Origin of the sequence: Clostridium brassicae (genome assembly GCF_026738875.1) — a bacterium.
Classification (GTDB): Bacteria; Bacillota; Clostridia; order Clostridiales; family Clostridiaceae; genus Clostridium_H; species Clostridium_H brassicae.
This window is the reverse complement of the sequence record NZ_JAPQFJ010000022.1, coordinates 39,727-51,916: the sequence shown is the minus strand read 5'-3', so window position 1 is coordinate 51,916 and position 12,190 is coordinate 39,727. Positions and strand designations below refer to the sequence as shown.

At 27.7% G+C, this 12,190-nt stretch carries 14 protein-coding genes; 11 read left to right on the top strand and 3 right to left on the bottom strand.

Translation table 11 applies throughout. The features are described 5' to 3' along the window. The first annotated feature begins 210 nt into the window (after positions 1-210). From OW729_RS16535 to OW729_RS16515, 5 genes are all read left to right on the top strand, one after another. Positions 211-540: a cyclic-di-AMP receptor gene (locus OW729_RS16535; protein WP_268062663.1), complete on the top strand. Its 330-nt coding sequence runs from the start codon at positions 211-213 to the stop codon at positions 538-540. A gap of 14 nt (positions 541-554) precedes the next feature. Next, entirely contained in the window at positions 555-1,499 is a 945-nt protein-coding gene (locus OW729_RS16530; protein ID WP_268062662.1) for a DNA polymerase III subunit delta', read from the top strand. 1 nt (position 1,500) lies between these two features. Beyond that, positions 1,501-2,412, top strand: a complete 912-nt coding sequence (locus OW729_RS16525) for a PSP1 domain-containing protein (protein ID WP_268062661.1) — start codon at positions 1,501-1,503, stop codon at positions 2,410-2,412. A 15-nt stretch (positions 2,413-2,427) separates the two neighbouring features. Further along, positions 2,428-2,631, top strand: coding sequence for a heavy-metal-associated domain-containing protein (locus OW729_RS16520; protein WP_268062660.1), 204 nt, complete (start codon positions 2,428-2,430; stop codon positions 2,629-2,631). Between the two features lie 93 nt (positions 2,632-2,724). Further along, entirely contained in the window at positions 2,725-2,898 is a 174-nt protein-coding gene (locus OW729_RS16515; RefSeq protein WP_268062659.1) for a DUF362 domain-containing protein, read from the top strand. Between the two features lie 64 nt (positions 2,899-2,962). Here the strand turns inward: OW729_RS16515 and OW729_RS16510 are convergent, their stop codons facing one another. Both OW729_RS16510 and OW729_RS16505 read right to left on the bottom strand, forming a co-directional pair. After that, a complete protein-coding gene (locus OW729_RS16510) occupies positions 2,963-3,658 on the bottom strand; it encodes an LrgB family protein (RefSeq protein ID WP_407647701.1) in 696 nt (231 codons plus the stop codon). Continuing rightward, positions 3,655-4,002, bottom strand: coding sequence for a CidA/LrgA family protein (locus tag OW729_RS16505; RefSeq protein ID WP_268062657.1), 348 nt, complete (start codon positions 4,000-4,002; stop codon positions 3,655-3,657). The genes OW729_RS16510 and OW729_RS16505 overlap by 4 nt, the downstream gene beginning before the upstream one ends. A gap of 431 nt (positions 4,003-4,433) precedes the next feature. Between OW729_RS16505 and OW729_RS16500 the strand changes: the two genes are divergently transcribed. The 3 genes from OW729_RS16500 to OW729_RS16490 all read left to right on the top strand — a co-directional run bounded on the left by OW729_RS16500 (position 4,434) and on the right by OW729_RS16490 (position 7,564). Then, entirely contained in the window at positions 4,434-5,174 is a 741-nt protein-coding gene (locus OW729_RS16500; RefSeq protein ID WP_268062656.1) for a tRNA1(Val) (adenine(37)-N6)-methyltransferase, read from the top strand. 56 nt (positions 5,175-5,230) lie between these two features. After that, positions 5,231-6,073, top strand: a complete 843-nt coding sequence (gene rsmI, locus OW729_RS16495; protein WP_268062655.1) for a 16S rRNA (cytidine(1402)-2'-O)-methyltransferase — start codon at positions 5,231-5,233, stop codon at positions 6,071-6,073. Between the two features lie 303 nt (positions 6,074-6,376). Beyond that, positions 6,377-7,564, top strand: a complete 1,188-nt coding sequence (locus OW729_RS16490; protein WP_268062654.1) for a C40 family peptidase — start codon at positions 6,377-6,379, stop codon at positions 7,562-7,564. 262 nt (positions 7,565-7,826) lie between these two features. Here OW729_RS16490 and OW729_RS16485 read toward each other — a convergent pair whose 3' ends face one another. After that, positions 7,827-8,075, bottom strand: coding sequence for an AbrB/MazE/SpoVT family DNA-binding domain-containing protein (locus OW729_RS16485; RefSeq protein WP_268062653.1), 249 nt, complete (start codon positions 8,073-8,075; stop codon positions 7,827-7,829). Between the two features lie 588 nt (positions 8,076-8,663). Between OW729_RS16485 and OW729_RS16480 the strand changes: the two genes are divergently transcribed. The 3 genes from OW729_RS16480 to OW729_RS16470 all read left to right on the top strand — a co-directional run bounded on the left by OW729_RS16480 (position 8,664) and on the right by OW729_RS16470 (position 12,161). Continuing rightward, positions 8,664-10,034, top strand: coding sequence for an HD domain-containing protein (locus OW729_RS16480; protein WP_268062652.1), 1,371 nt, complete (start codon positions 8,664-8,666; stop codon positions 10,032-10,034). A 121-nt stretch (positions 10,035-10,155) separates the two neighbouring features. Next, entirely contained in the window at positions 10,156-10,800 is a 645-nt protein-coding gene (fsa, locus tag OW729_RS16475) for a fructose-6-phosphate aldolase (RefSeq protein ID WP_268062651.1), read from the top strand. A gap of 818 nt (positions 10,801-11,618) precedes the next feature. Continuing rightward, positions 11,619-12,161 carry a DUF1836 domain-containing protein gene (locus tag OW729_RS16470; RefSeq protein WP_268062664.1) on the top strand — a complete coding sequence of 181 codons (543 nt, stop codon included), beginning with the start codon at positions 11,619-11,621 and terminating at the stop codon, positions 12,159-12,161. Positions 12,162-12,190: the final 29 nt, after the last annotated feature.

Here is a 12,190-nt window from a genome sequence, read left to right as displayed (position 1 = left end):
AATTCTGTGGAATTATTCCAGTAGGCTCCGCCTAAAAATCTGGGCGACTATGGAATATATTGAATAATATTAACAGGTAATTATATGAAAATATAATTTTTATATTTGTACGAAATCTAGGTAATTAAAAAAGTTATAAAGTATAAGTAAAGATCTTTACTTATATGGTAAAATAAAAGTAGTAGTTTAGAAAGTATGGGGGGATTATTTATGAAACTTGTAATTGCTATTGTTCAAGACGATTATTCTGGTGAGTTAATAGATGTACTTACTGATGCTGGGCACATGGTCACAAAACTTGCCACAACTGGTGGATTTTTAAAGAAGGGGAATACTACTCTTTTAACTGGAGTAAAAAAAGAAGAGGTAGATAAAGTAGTATCAATTATTAAAGACACTTGTCAAAAAAGAAAGCAAGTTATATCAACACCATCACCAGTAGTTGGTTCCACAGGAGTTTATGTTCCATATTCTGTAGAGGTGGAAGTTGGTGGTGCTACAGTATTTGTAGTAGATGTAGATCAGTTTATTAAAGTGTGATATGGAGGTTAAAGATGAGCTTTGAAAGAATAATTGGGCACAATTTTATAAAAAAGCAAATCCAGGGTGCTATACAGCAAGAAAATTTTGCTCATGCTCATCTTATAATAGGTGAAGATGGTATAGGAAAGAGCCTTATTGCAAAAGAAATTGCATTAAGGCTTTTAGATAAGCATGAAGATAGAGATTATGTAGATATTGTAGAATGGAAAGTGCTCAAAAACAAGCAATCAATTGGGGTTGATGAGGTTAGAGACATTATAAGGGAAGTAAATAAAAAGCCTTATGAAGGTGATAAAAAAATAATAATAGTACATGAATCTCATAAAATGACGGTAGAAGCACAAAATGCTTTTTTAAAGACAATAGAAGAACCCCCAAAAGGTGTTACTATAATATTATTAAGTGAAAGTATAGGTCTTATTTTGGAGACTATAAGATCTAGGTGTCAAATCCATAAATTGAAGAGATTAAGTTCGGAAGAGATTAGAGAATATCTTTTAAGGGAATATCCAAATTTAGAAACTGAGAAGATTAGGGCAGTTATAGCTTTTAGTGATGGTATACCAGGAAGATGTCAACTTTTTTTAGAAGATAGTTCTTTTATAGAAATTAGAGATATTTCCTTAGATATACTTTTTGAGATTACTAAAAAAGAAAAAAATATAGTTAAAAAGTACGAAAAATTCTTTTATAGATACAGTGAAAAATGGGAGGAAGTAATAAGTTCTTTTAATTCATATATTAGAGATATTATTATATATAAAGATATAAGCAAAAAAGAATTAATTATAAATAGTGATAAAATTGAAAACATACAGCAATTATCAAATATGTATTCATTCAATGAACTTTATGGCATGTTTGAATTGATAGATAAAACAAAACAAAAACTAGATAGAAGAGTTAATTCAGCATTAGCATTTCAGGTAATGCTTCTTAAAATGCAGGAGGTTTAATATGGTAACAGTCGTAGGTATACGCTTTAAAAAATCAGGCAAGATATATTACTTTAATCCTAATGAATTAGACATAAAAGCCGGTGATAGTGTTATAGTTGAAACGGTAAGGGGTATTGAGTTTGGTAACTGTGTAATAGGGCCAAAGCAAATATCAGAGGAGGAAGTAGTTACCCCATTAAAGAATGTTATACGAAAAGCTACTGAAGAGGATATAGAAAAAAATGTAAATAATAGAGAAAAGCAAGCAGAAGCGTTTAAAATATGTTTGGAAAAAATTCAAAAACATGATCTTCCTATGAAACTTATTGATGTAGAATATACTTTTGATAATAATAAAATAATATTTTATTTTACTGCAGATGGCAGAGTGGATTTTAGAGAACTAGTAAAAGATTTAGCAGCTATATTCAGAACAAGAATAGAGTTAAGGCAAATTGGAGTTAGAGATGAGGCTAAAATGATAGGAGGTCTTGGACCTTGCGGTAGACCTATGTGTTGTTCTAGTTTTTTAGGTGATTTTGCACCAGTATCTATAAAGATGGCTAAAGAGCAAAATTTATCATTAAATCCTACAAAAATATCTGGGATCTGTGGAAGGCTTATGTGCTGTTTAAATTACGAACAAAATACTTATGAAGATATAAGAAAGAGGCTTCCAATGGTAGAGTCTATAGTGGAAACACCTTATGGTAGAGGTGAGGTTGTAGACAATTCAGTAGTTAAAGAATCTGTAAAAGTAAAGCTTAAAACTGAAGAGGGAGAAGACATTATAAAAGAAATTGCTATAAAGGATATTACTCTTATTTCTGGAAAGTATGAGTATACTGAACAAATTAAAGAGGAAGATATAAAATTAGAGACTGATGATGGTGATGAGGATGCATTACATGAACTATTGAAAGAGGATTAAGGAGGAAGTACTATCATGAAATCTCTAGTTAAAGTTTCCAATATTCGTTCCTCAAAAGATGTAAACAAGATAAGAAGTGCTCTTAGCAAAGCCCAGGGAATAATTGCTTGTCAGATAAAATTAGAAAAAGGTGAAGTTGATGTTGTATATGATAATTACTTTGTAGGAATTGAAGATATATATGAGATATTAGAAGATATGGGATATACAGTGCTATAAAAGTGTCTTTAAAAACTTATGAAAACGTGATACAATTATGAAAAGATATTTATATATCTTGCTAATGTATTTAAATTTTAGGAGGTGTTTTTAATGGCATTTAAAATAAGCGATGCTTGTGTAAGCTGTGGAGCTTGTGCTTCAGAATGTCCAGTAGGCGCTATAAACCAAGGCGATACTCAATTTGACATTGATGCAAATACTTGCATAGATTGCGGAAACTGCGCAAATGTATGTCCAGTAGGCGCTATATCTCCAGAAGAATAGTACTAAAAAGGACCGTCTAAGGGGACGGCCTTTTTTAGTTAAATAAGTAATTGTTTAGAATATGTTAGCTAAACATTTTTAATATAATTGGAGCTATAAAAACAGTTAGAAGTCCAGCTATACCTATAGATAATCCACTCATAGCTCCTTCAGTTTCTCCGAGTTCAAGAGCTTTTGTAGTTCCTACTGCATGAGATGCTGTTCCTATAGCTATTCCTACAGCAATATCTTCCTTTATTCTAAAGCATTTACAGATAAAAGGTCCAATTACTGCACCTAATATGCCTGTTAGTATGATAGCGGCAGCGGTAACAGCAGGTATTCCACCTAGCTGTTTTGAAATTTCTATTCCTATAGGTACTGTAACTGATTTAGGCATTAATGATATATAAATAGATTTATCAAGTTTAAACAAATGGCTTAATAAAACAATGCTTATTATGCCTATACAGGATCCACTAGCTATTGAAATTAAAATTGGGATTACATTTTCTTTTAGTAAATTTATTTTCTTATATAAAGGAACAGCTAGTATGACTGTTGCAGGTCCTAAAAAGAAAGAAATAAATTGTGCTCCATTATTATAATAATCAACACTTATGTTAAATTTATTTAAAAATAATATTATTAAAAAAATACTTATAAAAAGTGGATTAAATATAGTTAATTTTGTTTTAGTATACATAAAGCATCCTAATTCAAAAGCAATCAAGGAAATTAGTATACCAAAAATGGGATTAGATATAAGTTCAGACACTATTTTTTCCTCCTTATCATCCATTGTATAGTACTTCCGGTAAAGGACATTACTAATATTGTTGATAAAAGGGATATGATTAATATAGAAACCCAGTTATCTTTTAGTATAGAAAAATATGAAATTAAACCAACTCCAGCAGGTATAAAAAAGAATGCTAAGTGATCTAATAAAAAGTTACTTATTTCTTCTATCATTTCTAATTTGATTACACCTGTGCATAAACAAATAAGTAAAATCACCATACCTAAAACGCTCCCAGGAATGGCTAAATGCAGAAGGTTCTGTAAAAGATTGCCTAAAAAATATATTGAGAGAATTATTAAAGTTTGTCTTAATAATTTCAAAGTGTCACCTCTTTTTCCTAATAACTAAAATTAAAATAATAAGGTAGGTTATATTATACTAATATTAATTACTATTTATTATTATATAATATACCTGTTTTTAAGTTAAACTTTAATTACATGAAAAGAGAAATTAGCAAAATAATTCGAAAAATTATGACCATGTAAAAATATGTTTATATTCTATATTATTGATACTCTTTATAGGCATATTTTCATCATTATTCATAAATTCAAAATATAAATATAGATATAAAAATGATGACACAATATTAATGAATAATTTGATTTAAAAATTGGCTTTAGGGTATAATGTATTAGCTGAGAATTAAAATATAAGACTACTAAAGATGTTTGAATTTTTTAAAGCAGATTCTATAATAATTTATTTAAAGCAAAACTAAAATTAAATGTTAGAAGTGGTGGTATTTATGAATAGAAGCTTAGTAATGAAAGATGAAACATTAGATGATTTGCAATTAAAAGGGCTACATGTCATACAGAAAAAAGAAGGATTTAGATTTGGAGTTGATGCAGTACTCCTTGCTAATTTTGCTAAGGTTAAAAAAGGAGATAATGTTACAGATTTATGTAGCGGAACAGGTATAATACCGTTTATTATGGCAGGAAAGACGGAAGCAGTTAAGATATCTGGCATTGAAATACAAGAAGAAATGGTAGAAATGGCAAACAGGTCCGTTGAATTTAATAATCTTGGAGAAAGAATGAATTTTATTCAGGGAGATTTAACTAACATAGAGTTTATGAAAAAATTACCTAAGGCTGATGTTGTAACGGTTAATCCTCCATATAAATTACAAAATTCAGGGCTTATAAATCCAAATGATAAAATGGCTATAGCAAGGCATGAGATATGTTGTAATTTAGAAGATGTTATAATAGCATGTAGGATTCTTTTAAAGGACAATAAAAGAATGTATATGGTACATAGGCCAGATAGACTTGTTGATATAATAACTATTATGAGAAAACATAAAATAGAACCTAAAAGAATACAAATGGTTCATCCAAATACTAAAAAAGCACCTAATATAGTTTTGATAGAAGGTCAGAGAGATGGAGGGACTTTTCTAAAATGGGAGAAACCTATATATGTGTATAATAATAAAGGTGGGTATTCTGAACAGATAGAAGAAATATATGGTAAATAAGAATTACATCTTGTATGGTGAAATATACGAGACATATTTAGAAAGGAAACAGTAATATGAATGGTAAACTTTATGTAGTTCCAACTCCTATAGGCAATTTAAAAGATATTACTTTAAGAGCTCTTGAAGTACTTGAAAATGTAGATATAATAGCAGCAGAGGATACAAGACAAAGTCTTAAATTATTAAATCATTTTAATATAAAAAAACCTTTGATGAGTTATCACAAGTTCAATGAAAATATAAAAAGTGAAGACATTATAAACAAAATATTAGAGGGAAATAAAATAGCATTAGTTTCTGATGCTGGAACTCCAGGAATTTCTGATCCAGGAAGTGTTATAATACAGAAATGTATTGAAGAAAACATAGAGTTTGAAGTTTTAACTGGAGCTACAGCAGTTACTACTGCTCTTGTTTATTCAGGGCTAGATACAACCAAATTTATATTTAGAGGATTTTTACCAAGAGAGAATAAAGATAGAAACCCTGTGATTGAGGATTTAAAGGATAGAAAGGAAAGTTTGATTTTCTATGAAGCGCCTCATAGACTTATTAGGACTCTTGAATTTCTATATGATAATTTGGGAAATAGAAAAATTGCAATTTGTAGGGAACTTACCAAACTTCATGAGGAAATAATAAGATTACCTATAAAGGAAGCTATGGAGTATTATATGACTAAGGAACCAAGAGGAGAATATGTCCTTGTACTTGAAGGGAAAAGTGAGGAAGAAATAAAGAATGAAGAGAAAAGTCAGTGGGAAGCTTTAACTATAGAAGAACATATAAAAAAATATATAAATGAAGGTTTTTCAAAAAAAGAAGCCATAAAAAAGACTGCCAAGGATAGAAGTCTGTCCAAATCTGAAGTATATAAGCATTCTATAGATATATAAGCCTTATATTTATTTTAAAGGAAAAAAGATGGTAAAAATTAAACCTTATTTTTACTATGAATATCAATTATTTAATGTTATAATATAATAGACGATGAAATGTGTGACAAATTAATTACAAATTCTTTAAATAAATATTAAGACAAAAATTAAGACAAAACATTAAAATGAAAATTTAAATACTCAATAGAAGTCAATTTATAAGAAATTATAGAAATAGTTGATAAGAGTAGATAATTTAATGTTGAATAAAAGACTGACATAATATGAAAATTAATAATTCGAATATAGGGAGATGAGATGATGAATAAAAAATTAACGTCATTAGTAATTACAGCAGGATTGCTAGTATCTGTAAGTACAACAGCTGTTATAGCACAACCTTTATCTGAAAAACTTAAATCACAACAACAACAACAACAACAACATAAGAGTGAATATAATAGTGCGCAAAAAAAAGTGCAAGATCTTGAACAAGCTATTGAAAAATTAGATAGCCAAATAGAAGATAAGATGCAACAAATGGAAGCTAATAAGAATAAAATACAAAGTATTAAAACAAGCATAGTATCTGCTGAAAAAGATATTAAAAAAGCAGAAAGTGAAATAAAAGAAGAACAAGAACTTTATAATAGTAGAATAAGAGCCATGTACATGAACGGTACAGGTGGATACATAGATGTAATTCTTGGAGCTAAGGACTTGAGCGATTTATTCTCAAGAATAGAAACAGTAAAAAGAATTACTAAGTTAGATAAAAAAATAGTAAGTGAATTAAGACAAAAACAAGATGATATAAAAGCTAAAAAAGAGCAACTAACTAAGGAGCAAAGCCAATTAACATCATTAGTTGCAACACAACAACAGGAAATGGACAAGCTCAATAAGGATAAGGCAGATCAGAATAAGCTTATAGTTGAAGCAAAACATCAATTTGAATTATATTCAAGTGTGCTACAAAATGATTCAGGATTGATAAGTGAAACTAAGAAAATGATAGAACAAATGAAGACAACAACAGCAACTAGTACAACTAGTAGACCATCAAGAGGAGATAGTTTGTCAAGTAGTAGTTCATCTGGTAACTCAAATAGCAGCTCAAACAATCAGGGAACAGGAACACCACCTGCATCATCATCAGGTAGTGCAATAGTTTCTTATGCATATGGATTCCAAGGATGTAGATATGTATGGGGAGCAACAGGACCAAATACTTTTGACTGTTCAGGTTTTACTCAATATGTTTTTGCTCATTTTGGAATAAGAATACCAAGAGTTTCTAGAGATCAAGCAGAAGTAGGAGCATATGTATCTAAAGGTAGTTTACAACCAGGTGATTTAGTATTCTTTGGAAAGGGTTCAATACATCATGTTGGAATATATGTAGGAAATGGATGTTACATTCATGCACCAAAAACTGGTGATGTTGTTAAGATAAGTTCTTTAGCAGGAAGATCAGATTATTCTCATGCTAGAAGAGTTTCAAGATAATTCAACATACGATTTATAGGTAAATCCCCATTATAGGGGCATTGATCTATGCTTATATGTAATAGAATTTAAATTAGCCTAAAGATAAAATTGTTTTATCTTTAGGCTTTAGTAGGTTAATCATTAGGTTTATATGTTCTACTTTAAATTATTAAGCTTATTATAATTAACCTGATGATTTATTAAAATGCAGTTTTACAATATATTTAAATAAAATTAAACCCTTTAGGAATATTCCTAAAGGGTTTGTTTTTAAAATAAACTATTTAACTTCTTCTTTAAGTGTTTCTAAACAATTATGACAGATATTTTTACCTTTATAGTTAATAACATTTCTAGCGTCTCCGCAGAAAATACAAGCTGGTTCATATTTCTTTAAGATGATTTGTTCTCCATCTACATAAATTTCTAAAGCATCTTTTTCTGCTATGTCCAAAGTTCTTCTTAACTCTATTGGTATAACTATTCTTCCAAGTTCATCTACTCTTCTTACTACTCCTGTTGATTTCATTTAACTTCCTCCTAAAAATTATTATTTTACATCTTTCGACATCTTTATGATGAAATTATAGCAAATATGACAAATAAAGTCAACCTATAAAATGATTTTTTTTTGTTAAAGTTACAAAATTCTTATTAAATTCCATCTAAAGTTAATATACTACCAATTTATTCAAAAGTCAATATTTTTTTTGAAACAAAATACAAATTTTTACTTTAGCTTTAAAACTAGATATATCAATGAGTTAAAAGAAAATATAGAAAAGAAGATATAAATAATAGTAAAATATAGGTAAAATCAAGAACTGTAATATAAAATAATAAAATAGTAATTATATGGATAATGGACAAGTTGTTGTCGAAAAGCATTGTTATTTAATTCTATTTTTAAAATTTTTAGGTTTAAAATGCTCATAAAAAAAATAGAAAGTATTGAACCTATGATGAAAATTTCTAAAATATTGAAAATATAACTATTAAATTTAAATAAATAATTAAGAATGTAAGAAATATGAAAAATTTTAATTACAAAAATTTGAAAAATAATTATGGTATAATTAGAATTATATTAAAAATATATTAATAGGTAGGTGGCAAAATGGATTCCATAATAAATGATGTTAAAGCGATTTTAAAAGACACTAATAGTTCTGGATATATAGTAGGTGGATATATAAGAGATAAGCTTATTAATAGGAATATGGAGTTAAAAGATATAGATATAATTATTTCTGGAGATGTAGAAAGGTTTATACAAGAATTATATAACAAAGGATATAAAATATTTAATTTAAATAAAGATAAACAAATATATAGGAGTACAAAAAATGGGAAAATTTTAGATTTGGCAAAATTAAAAGGAAATACTATAGAAGAAGATTTAAAAAATAGAGATTTTACAATAAATGCAATTGCATTAAAACTTATTGATAATGTAATAATTGACCCTTTTAGAGGAAAAAACCATATTAAAGATGGAATAATTCATCCTGTTACAGAAGATAGCATAAAAAATGATAGAATAAGGATTCTAAGAGGACAAAGGTTGTCTATAAAATATGGGATGCATTTTAGTAAGAGTAGCCTAAAGAATATTGCTCAAGAAAGTAAATACATTCTTAATTGCCCTAAAGAAAGAATTTTTATGGAGATCATGTCAATACTTCAAGAGGATAATGAAGGTGTAGCATTTGAGGAATTAGATAAGAATGGGATACTAAAATTTATTATTCCATATATTGATCAATTGAAAATTATAGGTAGATGCAAATATCATATAGAGGATGCTTTTACTCATATGAATTTGGTGTATAAAAATTTTATAGACTTATCTAAGGGAAGATTACATATAGATGGTCTAGAGCTAAGTATATTTGACCAAAAGATTGGGGAACAGTCTATTAAAAATTATATGGGCTTTGCTGCTTTTTGTCATGATATTGGAAAAGCAAAGTGTTATGTAAAAAAGGAAGAAAAGGTTAGTTTTATTGGTCATGATAAAGAAGGAGCTAAAATTATTGATGAGGTTTCTAAAAAAATAGGGTTTCCTAAGAAGGGAGAAAAATTTGTTAAAAAGTTAATTGAAGCGCATATGTATCCTTTGGGACTTTGTAAGAATAAGGTTAAAACTTATAAAAAGAGTTTTTATAAGTTTTTTTCTAGGTATGATAAGTATATACCATATATTTTAGCTCTGTCTTATTGTGATATGCATGCTACAAAGATGCTATATGATCCAGATAATGAAGAAAAGGTGCTTGTAGAATATTTAGAGCATTTATTTAAGGAATATAGGGTTTTTAAAGAATGTAAAGAAAAAAGATTCTTAGATGGTAAAGAGGTAATAGATATAACAGGAGCTATGGGTAAGGACATTAAATATATTTTAGATGAATTGGACAGAAGAACTTATTATGGCGAAATAAATGATAGAGAAGAGGCAATAAATTTAATTAAATCAATAAAATAGGAGTATAATTAAGATGTAATCAACTATTAAATAAGTTTTAAATAAATGTGAAAAATGATATTTATTTAGAAACTAGTTTAATATGGAAAGGTATATAAATTTAGTTAAGGGGAGTGTGGATATGAAGTTCTTCATAGATACGGCAAATGTACAAGAGATAAAGGAGATTAGCGAATGGGGAATTTTAGAAGGAGTTACTACTAATCCATCTTTAATAGCAAAAGAAGGAAGAAATATAAAAGATGTAATTGGGGAAATTTGCTCAATAGTAGATGGTCCAATAAGTGCAGAAGTTATAAATTTAAAGTGTGATAAAATGATAGAGGAAGCTAGAGAATTATCAAAAATCAATAAAAACATAGTTATAAAGATACCTATGTGTGAAGAAGGATTAAAAGCTGTTAGTATATTATCAAAAGAAGATATTAGGACTAATGTAACTTTGGTGTTTTCTGTACAACAAGCTTTGATGGCAGCGAAAGCAGGAGCTTCATATGTGAGTCCTTTTATAGGTAGGCTTGATGATATTGGAGGAGATGGATTACAAGTTATTTCGGATATAGTAAAGGTTTTCGAAATGTATAATATATCAACTGAGGTTATTGCAGCGAGCGTAAGGAGTTCTAAACATGTACTAGATGTATCTATGGTAGGAGCTCATATTGCTACTATACCTTATAAAATTTTTAAGCAAATGATAGTACATCCATTAACTGATATAGGAATAGAAAAGTTCTTAGAGGATTATAATATAATAAAAAAATAAGCATTATATAATATTTAGTAGGTTGAATTGATTTATAAATGCTTTAAATAATATATAAGGTATATAAAGTACAAATAAGGATATGATTCTATTTGTGCTTTATATATTTTAACAATAATATGGACTTATAAATAAATTTCTAATGGTGATATTGGACTTAAATTAGACTCTTAATTACATAGATAGAGATTAATAATAAATATTGAGTATAGTTATATAATTTGACTATTTTAAGTTAAAAATATTGCTAAAAAATGATTTAAAAAAATAATTATTTAATAAAATATAAATGTTAAAATTATGTTTTACAAAAAATGTAATAAAATTAAGTATAAAACTGCAGAATTATAAAAAAAATGAAATTTTAAAATAAAAAATACTCGATTTGTTCCACATAAATTCAACAAGTTATCAACAAGCAATTGTGGATAATGTGGATAAGTTTTTTTTGTTATATAGAAAAAGTTAATAAACTCAATAATAGAGATAAATTTATGAGTTATCCACAAAAATTGTTTATAACTTGTACAATAATGTGTATAACTAGTGTTAGGGTTAATAATTATAAAATAGTGAATTTAAAATTTCAAATTAATAAAAGTTTTAAAGATAAAGATAACTGTCGAATAAGTATAAAAAATATCTATATATCATTTAAACTTGTAATGGGGTTATGTATACCGTATAATATATTGTAAGGATAAATGAAAAAATGTAAACTGCTGAGATAAGGTTGGTATAAACATAAATTTTTGGAGGTAATATAAGTGGAAAAGGATAAGTTTGGATTAAAGGACATAGTTAATTTAGCTAAAGTAATGTCAGAGAATAGTTTAGTAGCTTATGATGACTTACCTGAGTATGATTTGTTTTTATCTCAAGTTATAGATTATCTAAATAATAGGTTTGAGGAAGAAAAGTACACAAACAATATAGTGCAAAACTATATTAAAAATGAAGTTATATCTAAGCCAGAGGATGGGAAAAAGAGGGGATATACAAAGCTTCATTTAGCTCAATTAGTGCTTTTAAGTTATATGAGACCTATACTTACAACAGAAGAGATAAAAAAAGTATTTAGGCTTGCTTTTAATCAAATAAATGACAGAAGTGATGATATTATATCTTGGGAAAAGGCATATAAAGTATTTGATGAAATTCAAAACGAAAGTTTAGATAATTTTTTAACTGTTCAAAGATTTAATGAAGAGAAGCTAAAAAAATATATAGAAGAGAGTGAGCTAAAAGAAGGAGACGAGGAAAGAATACTTATATTCTTAGTAGTAATGAGTTTAATAGCTCAAGCAAGTGCGACAAAAAAATTAGCTAAGAAGATAGTAGATCAGTACGGTGAAAAATAATAAATTATATAATGTATTGGATAAGTTCA

What these genes read in the sequence shown, in the direction of transcription:
- OW729_RS16535 (WP_268062663.1), top strand. Translation starts at nt 211, where the DNA reads ATGAAACTTGTAATTGCTATTGTTCAAGACGATTATTCTGGTGAGTTA.
- OW729_RS16530 (WP_268062662.1), top strand. Translation starts at nt 555, where the DNA reads ATGAGCTTTGAAAGAATAATTGGGCACAATTTTATAAAAAAGCAAATC.
- OW729_RS16525 (WP_268062661.1), top strand. Translation starts at nt 1,501, where the DNA reads ATGGTAACAGTCGTAGGTATACGCTTTAAAAAATCAGGCAAGATATAT.
- OW729_RS16520 (WP_268062660.1), top strand. Translation starts at nt 2,428, where the DNA reads ATGAAATCTCTAGTTAAAGTTTCCAATATTCGTTCCTCAAAAGATGTA.
- OW729_RS16515 (WP_268062659.1), top strand. Translation starts at nt 2,725, where the DNA reads ATGGCATTTAAAATAAGCGATGCTTGTGTAAGCTGTGGAGCTTGTGCT.
- OW729_RS16500 (WP_268062656.1), top strand. Translation starts at nt 4,434, where the DNA reads ATGAATAGAAGCTTAGTAATGAAAGATGAAACATTAGATGATTTGCAA.
- rsmI (WP_268062655.1), top strand. Translation starts at nt 5,231, where the DNA reads ATGAATGGTAAACTTTATGTAGTTCCAACTCCTATAGGCAATTTAAAA.
- OW729_RS16490 (WP_268062654.1), top strand. Translation starts at nt 6,377, where the DNA reads ATGAATAAAAAATTAACGTCATTAGTAATTACAGCAGGATTGCTAGTA.
- OW729_RS16485 (WP_268062653.1), bottom strand. Translation starts at nt 8,075, where the DNA reads ATGAAATCAACAGGAGTAGTAAGAAGAGTAGATGAACTTGGAAGAATA.
- OW729_RS16480 (WP_268062652.1), top strand. Translation starts at nt 8,664, where the DNA reads ATGGATTCCATAATAAATGATGTTAAAGCGATTTTAAAAGACACTAAT.
- fsa (WP_268062651.1), top strand. Translation starts at nt 10,156, where the DNA reads ATGAAGTTCTTCATAGATACGGCAAATGTACAAGAGATAAAGGAGATT.
- OW729_RS16470 (WP_268062664.1), top strand. Translation starts at nt 11,619, where the DNA reads ATGTCAGAGAATAGTTTAGTAGCTTATGATGACTTACCTGAGTATGAT.